This window comes from Synechococcus sp. CCY9201 (assembly GCF_034931105.1).
Lineage (GTDB): Bacteria > Cyanobacteriota > Cyanobacteriia > PCC-6307 > Cyanobiaceae > CBW1002.
Genome location: NZ_JAYGIC010000002.1, coordinates 1 through 17,734, shown reverse-complemented (window position 1 = coordinate 17,734; position 17,734 = coordinate 1). Strand labels below are relative to the sequence as shown.

Below are 17,734 nucleotides of genomic sequence, written 5' to 3'. Positions count from 1 at the left end.
CGCCACCCGGCCTGCCCCGGCTTGCGCACCGCGCAAGGGCTGACCCGAGTCGCTGCGCGACCCTTGCGCAGCGCAGGCGGCACCGGGGCTCAACGGCGGTGTCGTTCGGCTATCACCGCGACTGGTGTGCCATCTGGGTTGGTGCTGGTTCTGCGGAGCACCAAGTGGCTGCCTTACTGGCGGACATCTTCAAACCCCAGACGCCGCGGGACCGGCACCGGCTGATGCTGAGCCGCTACGACATCGTGCTGGTCGCCTTCCCATTCACGGATGGGCCTGCGGCCAAGCCTCGACCGGCCCTGGTGATCACAGCCCGTGAGCGCCATGGGGATGTGTTGCTGGCCTTGCAGACGGAATGCCCAGCAGGTGCTGCAGGGGGTGATCTGCAGCCAAGGCTGAGCGTTCCCCTGTTGGCCATGGCAGCTGCAATGCACGGCAGCTAGACGAAGGGACCTGACTGGCACAGGAACGATCTGCCTGAGCCTGTCGCCACCACGGGCCAAGAGAGGGTGTCGCTCGCGCACGGACACAGCTATGGCAAGGGCCATACACCACAGCCCCAGCCAACTGACCGCGACGCGCGCATGCGCCGGCTGGTGGTTTTCACGGATCCCGATGAAAGCAAGATGCTGGATGGCAAGTGCCTCCAGGCCTTTCATCGCCCTCGAGGCCGGCCATCCAGAAGTCCCGCGTCATTCATTCAGCCCGAACTGGCCAAGCAGCCGGCCTGCAAGCTGTACGGCAACCTGCCCGTGAACTGAGTGCGGAATCTTGTGATCGCTGGAACAGCACAGCCCTGCTGGTGCACCGTTCTGGTGGTGCTGATCATTGTTTGATCACAGCCCGGCAGATGCGCAGGGCTGCCTCCCTCCCACCGAAAAGATTCCGGGCTGCGGGCCCGATCTGCAGGGCGGTGAGACCACCCATCACATGCACGGTGCTGCCTGGCCAGCTCAGGTCAGTCATCAGCACGGGCCAGTCGTTGACCAAGTCGATCGGACGCTGCTCCTGGAGCTGCCGCAACAGCGGGTGCTGGCTGACGCCCTGGCGGTGCCCTGTGGCAAGCCAGATCCGATCGGGCTCAAGTCCATGACCATCGGTGCAGAGCACAGACCACTGATCGGAGCACCATCGCGCTGAGCGCACCTCGCAGTGTTCGTGGAGCTGCAGTGCTCCGGCGCGTTGGGCCTGCCTCAGTTGGGCGGCAGTCTCCGGCGTGACGGAGCCGCCGTCGCGGGCCTCCAGCACCTGCTGATGTCGCCGCTGCATGCAGGGTTCAGCACGAAAGGCCTTGAGGTATTTGGGCCCGAGCCAGCCTGGATCAGCATCGAAGGGCCTGTGCTTCAGGGTCCTGCGACACAGCAGATGCACCAGCGCACCCCGCCGAAGCGCTCCCAGGGCCAGATGGGCGCTGGTGAGCCCGCCTCCCACGATCAGGATCCGTTGGCCCTGCAGTGGGTGCAGCGAAGGGAGATGGATCATTTCGCTGTGCTGCAGCGCCTCGGGCGGATGGTTGCCCGCGATCTCCCCGACCCAGGAGGGCATCTGAGGCGTGCCACTCCCCGTGGCGAGCACCAATCTGCCGGCTGTCATGGTTGTGCCATCGCTGAGTGCCAGCTCCGCCGGGCCGGTGCCCACCTGGGGAAGCCGGATGCGCTCCACATGGGCGGGCTGCACTCCCTCACTCAGCTGGTACTCGGCGATCACCTGGCGACAGAACTGCGCAAACAGATCGGTGTGGGGGAGGCCATAGGGACCCTCCAGCTGGCGGCTGCGCTGCTGCCTGTGCGCAAAGTTCCGCAGGGCATTGGGGTTTGGATGGGGGTGATGGGGCGAGGGTGAGCGCAGCCAGGGGATCTCGTAGCGCTCCATCTGTCGCTGCCAGCGGCTCAGCCAGCGGCCGCTGGGGTCCACGATCCGCAGGCGCCGATGCAGCCGCGGTCGTTTCTGGAGCAAGAGACAACTGAGGGTGAGAGCCTGGGGCCCGGCCCCGACAATCACGATGTCAGCCATGGGTCGAGAGGTTTGCCCTGCTGGCAGGAGCTGCAGAGGCCGTGGGGCTTGAAGGTGTGGAACACGGGCTTGAACCCCTGCAGCAGCACCTTGGTCAGGCCGAAGCCGCCGGTTCCCGCCAGGCAGATCGGCATTGGTTCGCTGTGGCCACAGCTCACGCAGGTGAGGTGACGGTCGTCGCGCTCCAGGGGGGCATCAACGCTCTCCCCGTTGGGCAATTTGCGGCAACGGACCAGGCCTGCTGCCGGGGCCCAAGGGCCTGCCGGGCCTGATCGGGGCCTGATCGGATGGATGGGCGTGGTGACCCTTGGGCATGGCACCAGGTGTGCAACCTGCTAAAACGAGAACCATTCTCATTATATGGGGCACTGCCTCCCCTGCCCCTCCATGGTCTTCTCCAGCCCTGTTCCCGCTGCCGAGCGGCTGCCGGTGACCGTGCTCACCGGTTACCTCGGTGCCGGCAAAACCACCCTGCTGAACCGGATCCTCACCCATGAGCACGGCCTGAAGGTGGCGGTGATCGTGAATGAATTCGGCGAAGTGGGCATCGACAATCAGCTGGTGGTGGATGCCGATGAAGAGATCTTCGAGATGAACAACGGCTGCATCTGCTGCACCGTGCGCGGTGATCTGATCCGCATCATCGGCAACCTGATGAAACGGCGCGACCGCTTTGACCATCTGGTGATCGAAACCACTGGCCTCGCCGATCCAGCGCCTGTGATTCAGACGTTTTTCGTGGATGAGGATCTGCGCGACGAGCTGCGGCTGGATGCGGTCGTGACCCTGGTCGATCTCAAGCACGTCGAGCAGCATTGGGACACAGAAGAGGTGCAGGAGCAGCTGGCCTTTGCCGATGTGCTCGTGCTCAACAAACGGGATCTGGTCGACGAACCGGCACGCCAGGCCATCGAGCGCCGCGTGCGTGCCATCAACCCCGTGGCGCGTCTGCTCACCAGTGAGAAGGCGGATGTGCCGATGCAGGAGCTGCTGGGCGTGGAAGCCTTTGAGCTGGAGCGTGCCCTGAGCCTCGATCCGGGCTTTCTGGCCGAGGAGCACGACCATGAGCACGACGATGCCGTCGGTTCGCTGGCCTTGGTGGAGAACCGACCCATGGACCTCGAGAAGCTGGGCAGCTGGATCTCCGATCTGGTAGGCAGCCACGGTCCGGATCTGTTCCGGATGAAGGGCATCATCCAGTTGGACGGCAAGGACGAGCGCTATGTGCTGCAGTCGGTGCACATGCTGATCGACGGCGATTTCGATCGCCCCTGGAAGCCGGCTGAGCAGCGCCGCACCGAATTCGTGATCATCGGACGCGATCTCGATGCCGATGGCCTGCGCGCCGGCTTCCACGCCTGCGTGGCCTGAATTGGCGATGGCACCGACAGCACCCCTGGTGAGCGAACGGCTCTGCGGCGATCTGCAGCAGCCGATCACGGCCCTGGCCTGGTCGGCCGATGGCGAGTTTCTGGCGATCGCCAGCGCCGGTGGCGAACTGCTGCTGCTCGATTTCCGCGCCGGCTGTGAGGAGCTGCTGCGGGGCGAGCGCGACAGCAGCCTGGATGTGGTGGGCTTCAGCGACGACGGCCAGTTCCTCATGGCCGCCGGTCAGAGTGGTGTGCTGTTGCTGTGGGAGCTGGGCGGCACAGGCGTGCGCCCCCTGGCCTTTGCACCGATGCCGCTGGGGGGCGGCTGGATCGACGCGGCGGCCTGGCAGCCCGGTGGCCTGCTCCTGGCGGTGGCGGTCGGGCGGTCTCTGCGGCTCTGGGATGGGGCCAGCCGCCGCTGGCAGGAGCCGTCCATGAATCTCCCCGGCACGATCCAGGCCCTGGCCTGGAGTGCCGATGGGATGCAGCTGGCGGCCAGTTGCCATGGGGAGCTGGTGCTGTGGCAGCCGGCTCGGAGTGCTCCATCCGAACCCCCGGCGCGCAACCCCATCGGCTCGGCCGGACTGGCCCTGGCGTTTTCGGCGCCAGGGCACCATCTGGCCTGCGGGATGCTGGATCGTTCCCTGCTGGTGTGGCCGGAGGATTGCCACGGTGAGCCCTGGCAGTTCAGTGGCTTCCCGGCCAAGGTGCGCCAGCTGGCCTGGAGTGATCAGCCGGGGCGCTTGGCGCCGTTGCTGGCCAGCGCGGCGGCAGAGGCTGTGATCCTTTGGACCCAGGTGAGGCAGGGCTCGAAGGCCTGGCAACCGGAACCGCTGCTCTGGCATGAGAAGCGCGTCAGTGCCCTGGCCTTTGCGCCCGGGAGCACCATGCTGGCGAGCGCCTCCAGCGATGGCACGGTGGCGCTCTGGGATGGGCGAGGTCAGCTAATGCAGCCCATCGAAGGGCAGGGCAGCGGGTTCAATGTTTTGGCCTGGCGACCGGATGGACGCCATCTGGCCGCCGGCGATGCCCAGGGGCGCTGGTGGTTGTGGCCGGTGTCTGTGCCGGCGCGGGAGCGGGAGCGCGGTTCTATCGGTCGTGGCTTTGGCGGATCCGCACCAGTTGCCACCGGGTCGTAAGCCCTGTCTGGCAAGGAGGGGACGGGGCCTGGAGCGCCACGGGGACAGCACGAGCGCGGTCACTGCTGGTGCGATGGCTCCATGTCCCCCAGCTTGCGGGTGCTGCACCGCATCGCAGGACGGATCGACCCCGGGACCGTAGCCTGCGAGAATGATTCTCGTTCGCTGGCGAAGAGTCATGTCGCTGCTCCTGGCGCCGGGGCCTGACCCTCTGCTGATCTGATGGCCTTGGATGCGCGGGACGTTGCTGGGCAGGACCCCTGGGAGCAGGGACCCTCAGCCGTAGAGCAGATGCGTTTCCAGCGGATGCACGATGGGCTGCTGCGCCGCCGGGGCAGCCTGAGGGGTCAGCAGGAGCAGCTCTGGGCCTGTCTCCAGTCGATGCAGAGCCTGACGACGGCCGTTGTTCACCAGCTGGCCGGAGAGCTGCCATCCGTGGAGCGGCAGAGCATGGGCAGGCAGTGGGTTCTCCGTGACCTTCGGGTGTTGCAGGCCTGGTTGCTCTCGGTGGAGGTTCTGCTTGAGCGCACCGATGAGGTGGAGTGGCCGCAGATGGTCGAGCGCCTGGCCCGGGAGCTGGTCGGCGAGCTGGCACCCGATCCCCATGAGGCGCAGCGGTGGCAGCTGAATGAGTTGCTGGAGCACAGCAGGAACAGCCGTGATGACTGAAGGCTCAGGCCCGCTGCGGCCGACGACCAAGGGGCCGGTGAGCCAGCAGCTTCGCGGCAGGGTGCAGGGCTGCGTCACCGGCCTGGCCTGGGGACCCTGGGCAGCCCACCTGGCCATAGCCAGCGCTGCGGGTGAGTTCATCCTTGTCGATTTCGCAGCCGGCGTGGATTGGCCCCTGCTCCAGGCCAGTGAAACCGGCGGTCAGGGCTTCGATGCCCTGGGATTCTCCAGCTGTGGCCGCTGGCTGGCCGCAGGCGGCGAAGACGGCGTGCTGTCGCTCTGGCGCCTGGACGGTGAGGTGCCGGTGCAGGTGATCGTGCCAGCAGTCGAGGGCTGGATCGACCAGCTGGCCTGGCAGCCGGATGGCCCCCTGTTGGCCGTGGCCAGGGGAGCGGAGGTCTGGATCTGGCACAGCGAGGACCAGGTCTGGTTGCCGCCGCTCTGCAGCCCGGGCGGCGCGGTGATGGCCCTGAGCTGGAGCCCAGCGGGCGATCAACTGGCAGCGGGCACCGTCCAGGGGGTGTGGATCTGGAGCCTGTCCCTGGCCTCACCAGCCAGCGCGGAACCTCTGCGACTGGAAACGGGCTCGGCCGTGCTCCAGCTGGTGTGGGGCGTGGATCCGCCTTGGCTGGCGGCGGGTCTGCTGGATCGGCGCTTGGTGCTGTGGCGGGATCTTCAGCAACCGATGCTGGGGGTCGCTGACCTGCCGGGCAAGATTCACGCCCTGACGCTGGGGCGATGGCCCAGCGGGCAGAAGGCGCTGCTTGTGGCTGCCGCAGAGGCAGCTGTCGTGTGGTCCGGTCAGGGGGATGGCCTGGAGGACTGGAACGCCGTGCTGCTGCCCTTTCATCTGGATCGGATCACGGCGCTGGCCTGTGGTCCTGCCGAGGCCCCGATCGTCACGGCATCGCGGGATGGCACCGCGGCGCTCTGGAGCGAAGCCGGCTCCCTGCTGCAGGTGCTCGAACTCGATGGCCAGCCGCTCACCAGGGTGGCCTGGCGATCCGACGGCAAGGCCCTGGCCGCTGGTGGAGGGGAGGGTGACTGGGTGCTGTGGCCCCTCGATCCGAACGAGGAGGCCAGGCCATGAGCGCGAGGGAACAGTGGCCCGTCGCCTGCATCCACCACCTGCGTTTCACCAGCGATGGCTTGATCCCTGCCATCGCCCAGGACTGGCTCGATGGTGCGGTGCTGATGCTCGCGTGGATGAACCGGGCCTCGCTTCTGGCCACGTTTGAGACCGGCCAGGTGCACTACTGGAGTCGCTCGCGCCAGGAGTTGTGGCACAAGGGAGCCAGCAGTGGTCATCTCCAGCTGCTGCGGGGATTTCGCTACGACTGCGACGCAGACGCCCTGCTGCTGAGCGTCGAGCAGGTTGGCGACGTGGCCTGCCATACCGGGGCGCGGGGTTGTTTCTACGAGACCGGTGCCACCCCAACAGCAGGTGGTCCGGCGGCACTCGCTCCACCGGCGGGTGCCCTGAGCGAGCGCGCCCAACAGCGCCGGCTGGATCCAGCCATCAACCCCATGCAGGAGCCGATGGCGAAGCTGCGGCAGGCATCCGAAGCGCTGGCCCGGCAGTGGCAGCAGCCACCAGGGAGAGACGACACGGCCTGCGCACTGACGTTGCTGGATGCCCTGCAGGACAGCCTGAGCGCGCGCGGAATCCCATGGCACGACGTCCTGCGGCAGGCCCTTCGCTCACCGCTACTGTGAGAATGGTTCTCATCCTTAGCAGCCCGCTGCCCGCCGAGCTGCCCCGTTCTCTCCGTCGTTTCTCTTGATGGCACCCATCCACGCCCTGTTGATCCGCGCAGGCGCAATCTCCCTCCCGCTGCTTCTGGCGGCCTGTGGAGCGCCGCAGCAGAAGGTGGAGAGTTCCTCAAGCGGCGCCAAGCTGCCGGTGGTGACCACCTTCCTGCCGATCACCCTGTTCACCAGGGCCGTCGCCGGGGACTGCGCCACGGTGACACCGCTCATCCCTGCCAATACCGGGCCCCATGAGTTCCAGGGCAGGCCCAGCGATCTGACGGCCTTGCGCCAGGCCCGGGTGCTGGTGAAGAACGGGCTGGAGATGGAGAGCTTCCTCGACAAGCTGGTGGCCTCAGTCGGCAACAGCCAGCTCGCCGTGATTGATTCCAGCCGCGGCATTGCCACCATCGACTCTCCGGAAGGCGAAGCGGAGCACGGCCATGAGCATGGCTCTGACCATGACCAAGGCTCTGGCCACGAGCATGGAGAGGACAAAGGGCATGGTCATGCCCATGGGGCGGTCAATCCCCACATCTGGCTGGATCCGCTGCGGGCCGTGCAGCAGGTGGAAACCATCCGCGATGGCCTGGTCAAGGCGGACCCCAGCTGCGCCGAGGGGTACAAGCGCAATGCAGCTGCGTACATCAACCAGCTGCAGAAGCTGAACAGCGACATCGCCGCTCAGCTCAAGCCCTACAGCGGCAAGACCTTCATCGCCTTCCACGATTTCGCCCCATACTTCGCCCAGCGCTATGGCCTGAAGGCCGAGTTCCTGGTGGATGTGCCGGAACTGAACCCCAGTCCCGCCGATCTGCAGCGGGTGGCGGCTGAGGTCAGGACAACGCAGCTCAAGGCCCTCCTGAGCGAGCCCCAAGAAGGTCAGCGCTCGTTCAACACCCTGGCCCAGGATCTTGGCGTGAAGATCGTTGTGTTTAACCCGCTGGAAACCGGCAGCCTGGATTCCGTCAAGGATCCGGGAACCTATCTGCAGGTGATGCGACAGAACGCAGCCGGTCTGATTCAGGCCTTCGGTGGTTGAGGGCTGATGGGATCCTCCCCGGTGGTGCAGGTTCATAACCTGAGCGTTCGGCGTGACGGCCTGCTGGCCGTCGATGGGGTCAGCTTCTCCCTGGCCCCGGAAACCGACACCGCCCTGGTGGGGCCCAATGGGGCGGGCAAAAGCAGCCTGGTGGCGGCCCTGCTTGGACTGTTGCCCAGGTCAGGCGGTTCGGTGCAGATCCTGGGCCAGGAACTCGGTCCAGCCGGAGAGCTTCCCCGCTCGGTTCGCTCCCAGATCGCCTATCTGCCCCAGACCCTGGCCTTGCAGGGTCGGTTTCCCCTGACGGTCTGTGAGTTTGTCGGGTTCGGCTTTGATCTGCCGGGCCTGAACCTGGCCTGGCTGGGTGGAGGCCGCGAGGGCCGCCGCCAGGCGATTCAGCAGGCCTTGCAGCGTACGGGCTGCGGCGCTCTTGGCGAGCGGCTGCTGAGTGAACTCTCCGGTGGCCAGCTCAAGCGGGTGCTGCTGGCGTTCTGTGTGGTGCGCCCCCGCCAGTTGCTGGTTCTGGATGAGGCCCAGGCTGGTCTGGATGTCCCCTCAATGGAACAGTTTCACCAGTTGCTTCTCGAGCTGCGCCGTCAGGAGGGCTGGACCGTGCTGCAAGTCTCCCACGATCTCGAGATGGTGCGACGCAGCTGCGATCAGGTGCTCTGCCTCAACCGCCGTCTGCGCTGCAGCGGCAGCCCTGATCACACCCTCAGCCCCGAACGGCTGCTGGAGCTGTATGGACCGAACGTGGTGCCCTACCGCCACCAACACAGCAACGCAGGTCCGCAGCAGCCATGACGCATCTCACCGTCATCCCGGACATCCTGGCGGAACCCTCGATGCAGCGGGCCCTGCTGGGGGGACTGCTCACCGGCGCTCTTGGCGGGCTGCTGGGCAGTTTTGCCGTCTTGCGGCAGCTCTCCTTTTTCAGTGATGCGCTGGGGCATTCGGCCCTGCTGGGCATCAGCCTGGGCATCCTGCTGGGGATCAACCCGACCTTGGTGTTGATTCCCTTTGCGGTGCTGTTCGCTCTGCTGGTGAACCAGTTGGTTGCCCGCAGCGGTCTGCCCGCAGACGCCCTGCTCAACATCGTGTATTCCACCTCCCTCGCCTTTGCGGTGGTGGCCCTGAGCCTGGTGGAGACCTACCGCGGCGGCATTCAGCAGCTGCTGTTCGGTGACATCCTCGGCATCAGCCGCAGCGATCTGACGGTCATCGGCCTGTTGCTGGTGGCGGCCTTGGTGTATCTGTCCCTGAGCCTGCGGGCGCAGGTGCTGCTCACCCTCAACAGCGACCTGGCGGGGGCCTTCGGGGTGGGGGCCAGCCGACACCGCCTGGCCTTCATCGTGCTGCTGGCCGTCGTGGTGGCCGTGTCGATCAAGGCGGTGGGCGTGCTGCTGATCAGCGCCTTCGTCGTCATCCCGGCCTGCGCTGGGCGGCTTGTCAGCCGCCGCTTTCCGGTCTATTCCCTCGTCTCGGCGGGCCTCGGTGGCGGCTGTGCCCTGCTCGGTCTGCTGGGTTCAGGCCTCACCAACCTGCCCTCCGGCCCCTGTGTGGTCATCGTGCAGTTTGGGGGATTCCTGCTGGCCCTGATGGTCAGCCAAATGACCCGTCGCCCGACAGCAACTGCCGAACCAGCAGGGCGCCGAATTCCTGATGCAGGCCCAGCCGCCCCGGGATCACGCTGAGCTGATCCGCCACCCAGGCCAGGGCCTCCATCTCCTTTCTCGAGCGCGGTGGTGCCTCCGCCGCCAGGACCACCTGCAGCGGGCAGTGGAGCATCCGGGCCTGGTGAAGCCACCAGTCGCTCTCCTGTGCTGGATCGAGGCCGCCTGTCACAAAGGCCGCACTGGCGAAGCGCGCCCCCGGGCGGCGGGCCAGTTGCTGCTGCTGCCGAACCCGCTCTGGGGTCAACAGGTCAGGGTCCACCCAGACGTGACGGCGCAACATCAGCCTGAGAACGGCCTTGCTGGTGTTGAGCCGATACAGCGCGGGGCCGATCAGCGGTGCGGCGACCAGCTGCCGCAGCCAGCGGAACCGTTGTGGCGGCCTGGGTGGATGGTGTGGAGGTAGGAGAGAACAGCCCGGAGTGCCGAACGCAGCAGGGAGGCGTCGTAGCCGATGGCCGGTCGATCGCTGTCGCCGAAGCCCGGCCAGTCAAGACTGGCGAGCTGGCGCTGATCACCGACGGCCTCCGCCAGGGGCTTCCATTCGCTGCGGCTGGAGACGGTGCTCAGCGCCGGCAACAACAACCAGAGTGGTGCCGTTCGGGGCCCGGAACGCTCCAGCACGATCCCCAGCCGGTGTCCGGCCAGATCCAGCTGCAGGCGTTCCACGGTTCCCCCGAAAGCAGGCGTCACGCGAACCCCCGTCCTCTCGATCCAGCCTGTTGGCCCACCGTCCTGAAGGCGATCCTGTCGCTGCCTTGGTCATAGAGGGTGTAGCGGAGGCCGGAGCCGATGCCGATCACCTTGCGCTGTGGCACCACCTGCTGAAGCTGCCGTTCGCCGGCCAGATCCCGCACGGCGGAGGCGATACCCCCACCCGAGAGCTCCACGCTGAACTGCTCGCCGCTGCGGGCGGTGAACAGGCGGTTCACATCCATCCGGGTGAGCCGGTCCAGCAGCAACAGCGGCGAGCTGTCTGGACCCAGGTTGTCGCCCACATCGGCAGAGCTGCCATGCAGCAGGGCGCAATCCAGTTCGATGAAGCCGAACTGCAGGGCTGCTAGCCAGGCCAGATGTCCTGGATCAACGGCCTGCTCCAGCGCCTCCAGGGCGGTCTGGCCGAACTGCTGACGCAGAGGGTCAGCCCGCCGCTCACCGCGATAGCCGCGTTCGGCGAGCAACTGCTCTTCCCACCAGCCATAGATGCACTGAGGCGCCAGCTCTCCGCGGCGGGGATCCTGTAGCCGAGCCAGCAGAGCATTGGCATCCCTGTCGGGACCAATCAGATCACCCAACACAAACAGGGTGTCGACTCGGCCCAGCTGGCGCAGATCCCGTTGAATCGCCTCGTAGAGCGCAAGGTCGCCCTGCAACCCACTCACCAGTGCCCAGCGTGCCATCAGCGCTCACACACGTGACTGGCGTCATCGGCCCGCTCGGCGTACTCGAAGCCATGGCGCAGACGCCAGGCGAACACCGGCGGCAGTCCAACCTCAACAATCGCCCTGCAGGTGCGCTCCACGTCGTAAGGCACTTCGCGGATCTCGACGTTGCCTGTGACCTCGTCGTGAATCACATAGGTGGCGTGGGTGTTGCCATGGCGCGGCTCACCCACAGAGCCAGCGTTGACGATGCGGCGCACGGGCAAGGCCATCTCCCGCTCGGCTGGTGACTGCGGATCCGTCGGCGCCTGCACGCGCACACGGATGACGCCATCCCGCAGCTCACGAACGTAGGGGCGGTGGGTATGGCCGCAAAACAGGGTGTCGGCATCGGCCGTCTGCACCCGCTCCAGAGCGGCAAAGGCATCCATGTCGGGCAGCAGGACTTCGTGCTGACTGTTGGGACTGCCATGCACAAACAACAGCCGATCGCGTCGCAAGGACATCGGCAGGCTGCCGAGGAAGGCCTTGTTCTCCTCGCTCAGCTGCTCGGCAGTCCAGTGATGGGCCTGATGACCGCGCCGTTCCGCCAGCTGCGAGGGGTAGCTGCACTCACAGGAGTTGAGCCCCTCGATGATGTCCTCATCCCAGCAGCCCTGGCAGCAGGGGATGGCGCGCTCCCGGACCAGGGTCACGACTTCATTGGGCTGGGGGCCATAGCCCACCAGATCCCCCAGGCAGGTGATGGTGGCGATGCCGAGCTGATCGATGTCCGCCAGCACCGCCTCCAGAGCGGTCAGGTTGGCGTGCAGACATGAGATCACAGCGTGGGCCATGGCGATCAGGCGGAACGGGTTGGTTGGGTGTGGCGTTGGCGCAGAGGAACCTGCTGCTGCTCCAGCACGGCATCGCTGAGCAGGCAATCGGCGACCGTGGCCTCGATGGCCGCAGGGTCAAGGTCCTTGCCCTGCACCACCAGGCGTGACAGGCGATCAGGCCGGCCGTTGGGCAGGGCGATGGTCTGCAGGGGCAGAAACTGGGATCCCTCCTGGCTCACCATCCAGTTGCAGAAGAACGCCTGGCCATCGGGCAGGTTCATCAGGGCCTTGGCGCGGTAAACATCGCCATAGGCCCCATTCACCAGTTCGAACCAGAAGCTGCTGAGGCTGGCGGGATCCCAGACGGCGGCGTTGAGGTTCAGGCTCCAGACCTGCAGATGGCTGAAGTCGAGCGTGTCCTGCTGGGGCAGCTCAGGGTCTCGGCCGAAGTGCAGATGGCGATCGGGAGTGAGATGGAGGGCTTGCAGCTGGGGCATGACCCGCCGATCCACGCCCGCCAGGCCGGCCTGCGCTGGCGGATGGAACTGGGGCAGCTCGATCAGGGCGAGCAGGCCGGCGGGATGGGGTGCCAGGGCCTGATCCAGGTCACTCAGGTCCAGCAGCTCCGGGCACTGGTCCAGCAGGAAGGCGCGATCGATGCCGCCGTCCCTGGCCTGGGCAAGACCTTCGTCGGGATAGCCCGCAAGCCGCAGATACCCGGAAGGGCCGGAATGGCTCTGGATCTGGTTGAGAATCCAGCTGGTTTTGCCGCAGCCCGGAGGCCCAGAGAGCAGGAGGGTCTGGCTCATGGCGCCGCCACGCAGGCCTCGAGCTGGGCCCTGATGGTTGCCTGATCGATTCCTTTGCCGATCGCCACCACCTTGGTGTGGCGATCTGAGCCCTCGGGCCAGTCGGAATCGTCGATTGTGAAGCGCTTGCCGCACAGGTGAAACAGGTGCCGGCGCTGGCTCTCGCGGAACCAGAGCACCCCCTTGGCGCGGAACACCGATGCAGGCAGTTGCTGATCGAGAAAGTGCTGGAAACGGCGCAGGTCGAGCGGAGCCTGCACGGCCAGGCTCACAGAGCTGAATCCCTCCAGCTCAGGGGTATGGGCATGGTGGTGATGCGCATGGTCATGCTCGTGGTGATGGTGGTGATGCCCATCGCCAGGGTTGTGGTGGCTGTCCTGGTGGTCATGGCTGGGATGTCCGGGTTCGTGCTGCTGGCGCTGATCCTCATGGCCCAGCGCGTCGCCCCGGGCCTCCTCCTGGGCCTGCAGTGCGGCCAGCCGGTCGCTCTCGAACAGGCCCACACTCAGCAGCAGACCCAGGGGCACCTCACCGCGGCAGGCCCGCAGGATGCGGGCATCTGTCTTGATCGCCCGCAGTTCAGACTCCACCACGGCCAGGCGCTGCTCATCCACCAGGTCGGCCTTGTTGAGCACCAGGATGTCGCCGTACACCACCTGGGCGCGGGCGATCGGGCTCTCCATCGCGGTGGCACTGAAGTGCTCGGCATCAATCAGGGTGATGATCGAATCGAGCCGGAGCCGGTCTCGCAGGTCGCCGGCCATGAACGTCACAGCCACCGGCAGGGGGTCAGCGAGGCCGGTGTGGTCTCCACCACGATCAGATCAATCGGTTCGGGGCGCTGCAGCACCCGGTGCACAGCCTCCAGCAGCTCACCATTGATCGAGCAGCAGATACAGCCGTTGCTGAGCTCGACCATCTGATCACTGGTGGCCACCACGAGCTCGTTGTCGATGCCCACCTCACCGAACTCATTCACCAGCACAGCGCTGCGCAGACCCTGCTGGTTGGTGAGGATGTGATTGAGCAAGGTGGTCTTGCCGGCGCCCAGGAAGCCGGTGAGCACAGTCACGGGCACGGGGGCCCGCATCAGCTCCATCGGTTGGGGCATGACCGCGTCAGAGACTGAGAACGGTTCTCATTCTGCCCGATCGGCGGCGGCCTTGAGCGCTCCGCCTACCCGTTGCGGGCAGTCCCTGGGGCGCAGCGCCTGGAACTGGGACTGGGACTGGGACTGGGACTGGAAGACTGTGTGCAAGTGCACAACTGCTTCCCGTGTCCTCGTCCGAGCGTCATTGCACCTCCAGCCGAGAGGGCAAGGTGATGCTGTCCTGCTGGATTCCGGAAGACCTGCGTCAGGAGCTCGATCGCGCGTGGGCCGAACAGGGTCTGAGGCCCCATGGCCGTACGCAGAAGGGCATGGAACAGATGATTATCAAACACTTTCTGGCACACCAGACCGTAGACCAGTAGGCCGAGCCACCGAATTGGATCGTTACGTCTTGGAGGCGCTGATTGCCTGGAAGTTGATCGATTCGCCGTTGCTGCTGAACCTCGACACCTTGGCTTGACGTGGGCATCAAGCACCACCGTGGGTATCGAGGCGTTGCCGCTGGCGAAACGCGGCAGCAGGGCCGTACGGCGGGGCTCTCGCCGGATGATCGCCAGCGGCCATGAAGCCCGCAACGATTGAGTAGCGCTATCGGTGGGCAGGCGTCAGGTGAGCAGCTCGCCGCGGGGCACCAGCTGCAGGCGGGGCAGCGGTGCTGGGGCGGCAGCAGCAGGATCAAGCCCAGGTCCGTGCCGCATCCGTCCACATCGGTGAGCACCCGGCTGCGTGAATCCGGCGGCTCCTGCCACTGCAACCGGGACAGCATGCCAGCACAGGTGCGCAGGGCATCGCGGAAGAAGCCTGTAGGCCGTGCCGCCTTCAAGCGCTGACTACAGCAAAGTTCCAGCTCCTCCACACCCCGGGGCCGATACTCAGGCCGGCGGCTGGTGCCATCGGGGAGTGCCAGCAGGTTTCAGCAGTCGTAGACCCATTGCAGCCGGTCCCGCAGGCCGCTCAGGGTGGGGTGCACCTTGCAGCGGAAGTGCGTCTGGGGCGAGTGGTGGTGGGCATTGGACCCTGGTGGGGTTCCAGCTCTTGCCAGGGTCCGCGAGACGGCAAGGGTAGGGGTATGCGGGATCTGCATTGATTGGCATGGCTGCCGGCCAGCAGAGGCACGCAGACTGAATTGAAAACATTGGCTTCTTATCCCGGTCCTGCGAAGATTCAAGCTGGGGCATCGCCCTGTTCCAGTTCCATTACAGGCCAAAAGACCACTGCTACAAGTCATAGTGAGCACGGGATCTTATGCGGACTGAATCAGGCTGATCGGGGTTGAATGCGGATCAGCCCAAGAGGTGCTGGAAAGATGCGAACAGCCACTGCAGGCGTACCTATACTGAGACAGGCGTTCAATACTATACTTGTCACCAACCGTCTTCAGGGATCGCGAATTTCTGGCTCAGCCCGACCATTGAACTCGCTTGCAACATCGGGCTAAGCTCTCCAAGGATCAAAGAAGCAGAACGCCTGGTCGAGACACGCCAACAGGAGATCATCGATGCCTGGAACAACCACTTTAGAAATTGAGGTCACGAATGTTTCCGGACATTGTGTCTGGATGCTTATCGATGATAAAGAGCTGGCGCTTCCCTATTCAGAGTTCCCCTGGTTTAAGGCGGCAACGATCCATCAGGTTCTTAACGTGTTGCGTCCGACTTCGGACCATCTTTATTGGCCTGATCTAGATGTTGACCTGTCAGTCGAGTCGATACGCCACCCGGAAAGATTCTCACTGAAGGCCGAGAGCACTTTCCAACCCTGCCATACACCTAACCCGCCTCCTTCAATTTAGCAAGCCCACGGAGACTCGCAACCCGCAGCTCTTTGCGGGCAGGTGATGGCCAGTCTTAGATTACGACCATGAAAACTCTCACGATCGAACAACAGATTGATTATCTGCGTCCAACGATAGGTTTTGCGGCGCTAATGCATAAGTGGCTCCTGCTCGGAGCTGCACTTGGTGTCATTGCCTCACTCCTTTATCTGAATCCAATACCGCTTATGTTTTCTATTTTCCTTGCTGTTGCTGGATTCGCCCAAAAGCGGGCGGGTCCCAATATCGTCGCGGCAATATCTGCCTATGATTCGGAAGCTCCTTCCCTGGGAAACGCTTCAATTACTGTCACTTGCTGGGATATGGACAATCATTATCATGTGAAGTTGGATGAAGAAGGGAATTCCGCTTGGACCTATGAATTTATCCCACAGGGATGGCAACCCAGTGCGGGCTCATATGTTGCCAAGGTATGGCGAAATGGCTTAGAGAAAAAGCCTGTTCTCTCAATCGTGGAAGAAGGAATCATGATTCCCCGATATGATCCCCAAGCTATATCAGAGTAAGCAGAAATGAACTATTGCTTGGCAGCCACTTCGGCTCGGCTTGGCAATTCCGCTGCGCTACATTGCCAGCCGGTTACGCGCAACGCTAGACAGCGGAAAACATTAAGGCCCATGAGCCAGGACACACTTCTCAACCATGGCATGAGTTAACTATCTTTGACAAATTGCCTATCCGCCCATGCCTGGCATCATCACATTCTCATTCGGATTGATCGTCTGCATTTTCGGATTGATGTTGCTGGGATTTGGCGCGGCAAAATTCCGCCAAGTTTTCACAGCCAAACTCACTCCCGGCAAGAGGCTATCTCCCGGACATGACGTTTATTTACGCGCAGAGGTCATGCCCCAGAATCCCTCTCTGCATTCCCCGCTTGGTGGAGCAAACTGCGTGCATTGGGGTGTGAAAGTCTGGGCTGTCAATGCGAATGCCCGAGGAGCCAGTGCATCGATCATTCATCAGAGGTCAGAGGGCTATGAATTTTTCATTCGCGGCGAAAGTGGTCCGATCCATGTGCGGCTCGGACTCCGGCATCTTCCCCCCATCAGAGTGGAATTGGTGGAACTAACCCAGGCCTTTGTGACCTATTTTGATCAGAAACATGTGGGCAAAAGATTTTTCTGCGCCACTTCAGAAGAGTACATTCGCCGGCACAATATCGCGACTAAACGAATGGGCTTGATTCCCAAAAGCCTGACTTTGGAGGAAAAATCAATTTGCCCAGGACAGATCCTTCATGTCTGGGGCAAGATGAGTGAAAATAGTAAGCCGATGCCCACATTGGAAGCGACCATGATCTCCGCCACAGGCGCGACGAGCCATTGGCTGCAAGGGGTGATTGCTATTTTGTCCGGAATATTTTTATTGTATGTAGGCTCAGGGCTGATGATGGTGGGCCAGCAAGGCCCCTGAGAAGAAGGGCACATTGTTGAGTGGGTTGTTCGGCAATTGTCGATGGGACACCCCTTCGGGGCGGAGATGCTTCTGCCGCGCCCACTGCGATGGCTCACACACCAGCACGGTGATCTGTGTCCACCAGCCGTTCACGGTGTTCGCCAGCTTGGGGCGCTATGTGCAGGGACTGAGCGGCTGCAGATCAAAGCCGGTATATTCAGTGTATAGCCGCTTGGTTGTGATGAAGACACGGGTCCAGAAATAAGGAAACAGCCTTAGTGTGGATACCGCGAGGCCTGGCTGAGCAGATTGGTCTTGGTGCTGGTACAGAAGTGAGCCTGAGTGCCAAAGACGGTGAGCCTGTTGTAAAGCCAGCACCGCCAACTCGCCTGAGCCTGGATGAACTTTTCGCAGGGGTCTCTGGTAATTGAAATGGAGGGTTTGACAAATGCGAACCACACTTGCGGACTACGCCGTACTCGGGCCGAGAAGATTCGAACTAACTGGGGAACGTAGTGCCGCTATGCTGGGGGAGCCTCCTTGGTACAACAGTGAATCTATTCGTTTCACGGCTTCTGCAGAGCTTGCTACAAGCGGGGGCTTGATTAGGTAGCAAGCTCCGCCCTCCTCAGGAGGTGTTCGGGTCGTGCAGTGCAGAGACAGGCCGCCTGGAGCACTTGATCGGTCATCTCTTCCAGCTTGAAGCGGTGATTGAAGCGGAAGCTGA

22 protein-coding genes and 2 pseudogenes are annotated in these 17,734 nt (G+C 64.0%); 14 read left to right on the top strand and 10 right to left on the bottom strand.

Features of this window, described 5'->3' with window-relative positions:
* Positions 1-164 precede the first annotated feature (164 nt).
* Positions 165-443: a hypothetical protein gene (locus tag VB716_RS00335; RefSeq protein ID WP_322757360.1), complete on the top strand. Its 279-nt coding sequence runs from the start codon at positions 165-167 to the stop codon at positions 441-443.
* A gap of 382 nt (positions 444-825) precedes the next feature.
* Here the strand turns inward: VB716_RS00335 and VB716_RS00330 are convergent, their stop codons facing one another.
* Together VB716_RS00330 and VB716_RS00325 are read right to left on the bottom strand one after the other, a co-directional pair.
* On the bottom strand, positions 826-2,013 hold the full coding sequence (locus VB716_RS00330; protein ID WP_322757362.1) for an FAD/NAD(P)-binding protein: 1,188 nt from the start codon (positions 2,011-2,013) through the stop codon (positions 826-828).
* Complete coding sequence (locus tag VB716_RS00325; protein WP_322757363.1) at positions 1,998-2,231, bottom strand: hypothetical protein; 234 nt, start codon at positions 2,229-2,231, stop codon at positions 1,998-2,000. Before VB716_RS00325 ends, VB716_RS00330 begins: the two co-directional genes overlap by 16 nt.
* Before the next feature lie 169 nt (positions 2,232-2,400).
* On the opposite strand from VB716_RS00325, the gene VB716_RS00320 reads away from it, so the two are divergent.
* From VB716_RS00320 to VB716_RS00285, 8 genes are all read left to right on the top strand, one after another.
* Positions 2,401-3,384 carry a GTP-binding protein gene (locus VB716_RS00320; RefSeq protein ID WP_323269416.1) on the top strand — a complete coding sequence of 328 codons (984 nt, stop codon included), beginning with the start codon at positions 2,401-2,403 and terminating at the stop codon, positions 3,382-3,384.
* A 7-nt stretch (positions 3,385-3,391) separates the two neighbouring features.
* Positions 3,392-4,522 carry a WD40 repeat domain-containing protein gene (locus tag VB716_RS00315; protein ID WP_323269415.1) on the top strand — a complete coding sequence of 377 codons (1,131 nt, stop codon included), beginning with the start codon at positions 3,392-3,394 and terminating at the stop codon, positions 4,520-4,522.
* 291 nt (positions 4,523-4,813) lie between these two features.
* Positions 4,814-5,191, top strand: coding sequence for a hypothetical protein (locus VB716_RS00310; protein ID WP_323269414.1), 378 nt, complete (start codon positions 4,814-4,816; stop codon positions 5,189-5,191).
* Complete coding sequence (locus VB716_RS00305; protein WP_323269413.1) at positions 5,184-6,281, top strand: WD40 repeat domain-containing protein; 1,098 nt, start codon at positions 5,184-5,186, stop codon at positions 6,279-6,281. The genes VB716_RS00310 and VB716_RS00305 overlap by 8 nt, the downstream gene beginning before the upstream one ends.
* The gene (gene hisI / locus VB716_RS17370; RefSeq protein ID WP_416223841.1) at positions 6,278-6,907 is read left to right on the top strand and encodes a phosphoribosyl-AMP cyclohydrolase; all 630 of its coding nucleotides are present in this window, start codon (positions 6,278-6,280) and stop codon (positions 6,905-6,907) included. The genes VB716_RS00305 and hisI overlap by 4 nt, the downstream gene beginning before the upstream one ends.
* A gap of 67 nt (positions 6,908-6,974) precedes the next feature.
* Entirely contained in the window at positions 6,975-7,982 is a 1,008-nt protein-coding gene (locus tag VB716_RS00295; protein WP_323269412.1) for a metal ABC transporter solute-binding protein, Zn/Mn family, read from the top strand.
* 6 nt (positions 7,983-7,988) lie between these two features.
* A complete protein-coding gene (locus tag VB716_RS00290; protein ID WP_197154091.1) occupies positions 7,989-8,786 on the top strand; it encodes a metal ABC transporter ATP-binding protein in 798 nt (265 codons plus the stop codon).
* On the top strand, positions 8,783-9,676 hold the full coding sequence (locus tag VB716_RS00285) for a metal ABC transporter permease (RefSeq protein WP_322757370.1): 894 nt from the start codon (positions 8,783-8,785) through the stop codon (positions 9,674-9,676). Before VB716_RS00290 ends, VB716_RS00285 begins: the two co-directional genes overlap by 4 nt.
* Here the strand turns inward: VB716_RS00285 and VB716_RS00280 are convergent.
* The 6 genes and pseudogenes from VB716_RS00280 to VB716_RS00255 all read right to left on the bottom strand — a co-directional run bounded on the left by VB716_RS00280 (position 9,585) and on the right by VB716_RS00255 (position 13,775).
* Positions 9,585-9,938, bottom strand: a complete 354-nt coding sequence (locus tag VB716_RS00280; protein ID WP_322757371.1) for a hypothetical protein — start codon at positions 9,936-9,938, stop codon at positions 9,585-9,587. The genes VB716_RS00285 and VB716_RS00280 overlap by 92 nt on opposite strands.
* A 50-nt stretch (positions 9,939-9,988) precedes the next feature.
* The gene (locus VB716_RS00275) at positions 9,989-10,324 is read right to left on the bottom strand and encodes a hypothetical protein (protein ID WP_323269411.1); all 336 of its coding nucleotides are present in this window, start codon (positions 10,322-10,324) and stop codon (positions 9,989-9,991) included.
* Between the two features lie 20 nt (positions 10,325-10,344).
* Positions 10,345-11,055, bottom strand: coding sequence for a phosphoesterase (locus VB716_RS00270; protein ID WP_323269410.1), 711 nt, complete (start codon positions 11,053-11,055; stop codon positions 10,345-10,347).
* On the bottom strand, positions 11,055-11,873 hold the full coding sequence (locus VB716_RS00265; protein ID WP_323269409.1) for a metallophosphoesterase family protein: 819 nt from the start codon (positions 11,871-11,873) through the stop codon (positions 11,055-11,057). The genes VB716_RS00270 and VB716_RS00265 overlap by 1 nt, the downstream gene beginning before the upstream one ends.
* A 5-nt stretch (positions 11,874-11,878) precedes the next feature.
* The gene (locus VB716_RS00260; protein WP_322757375.1) at positions 11,879-12,664 is read right to left on the bottom strand and encodes a GTP-binding protein; all 786 of its coding nucleotides are present in this window, start codon (positions 12,662-12,664) and stop codon (positions 11,879-11,881) included.
* Positions 12,661-13,775: pseudogene (locus VB716_RS00255) on the bottom strand (CobW family GTP-binding protein). Before VB716_RS00255 ends, VB716_RS00260 begins: the two are co-directional and overlap by 4 nt.
* Positions 13,776-13,939: 164 nt before the next feature.
* On the opposite strand from VB716_RS00255, the gene VB716_RS00250 reads away from it, so the two are divergent.
* Positions 13,940-14,137, top strand: a complete 198-nt coding sequence (locus VB716_RS00250; RefSeq protein ID WP_197159366.1) for a hypothetical protein — start codon at positions 13,940-13,942, stop codon at positions 14,135-14,137.
* A gap of 551 nt (positions 14,138-14,688) precedes the next feature.
* Here VB716_RS00250 and VB716_RS00245 read toward each other — a convergent pair.
* The gene (locus VB716_RS00245; RefSeq protein WP_323269408.1) at positions 14,689-14,859 is read right to left on the bottom strand and encodes a hypothetical protein; all 171 of its coding nucleotides are present in this window, start codon (positions 14,857-14,859) and stop codon (positions 14,689-14,691) included.
* Between the two features lie 188 nt (positions 14,860-15,047).
* Between VB716_RS00245 and VB716_RS17365 the strand changes: the two genes are divergently transcribed.
* From VB716_RS17365 to VB716_RS00230, 4 genes are all read left to right on the top strand, one after another.
* On the top strand, positions 15,048-15,302 hold the full coding sequence (locus VB716_RS17365; protein ID WP_416223842.1) for a DUF4160 domain-containing protein: 255 nt from the start codon (positions 15,048-15,050) through the stop codon (positions 15,300-15,302).
* Positions 15,274-15,567, top strand: a complete 294-nt coding sequence (locus VB716_RS00240) for a DUF2442 domain-containing protein (RefSeq protein ID WP_323269407.1) — start codon at positions 15,274-15,276, stop codon at positions 15,565-15,567. Before VB716_RS17365 ends, VB716_RS00240 begins: the two co-directional genes overlap by 29 nt.
* A gap of 68 nt (positions 15,568-15,635) precedes the next feature.
* Positions 15,636-16,115, top strand: a complete 480-nt coding sequence (locus tag VB716_RS00235; protein ID WP_322757378.1) for a hypothetical protein — start codon at positions 15,636-15,638, stop codon at positions 16,113-16,115.
* Positions 16,116-16,293: 178 nt separating this feature from the next.
* Entirely contained in the window at positions 16,294-17,025 is a 732-nt protein-coding gene (locus tag VB716_RS00230; protein ID WP_323269406.1) for a hypothetical protein, read from the top strand.
* 587 nt (positions 17,026-17,612) lie between these two features.
* Here the strand turns inward: VB716_RS00230 and VB716_RS00225 are convergent.
* Positions 17,613-17,734 (bottom strand): annotated as a pseudogene (locus VB716_RS00225) (IS1595 family transposase); the annotation flags it as partial.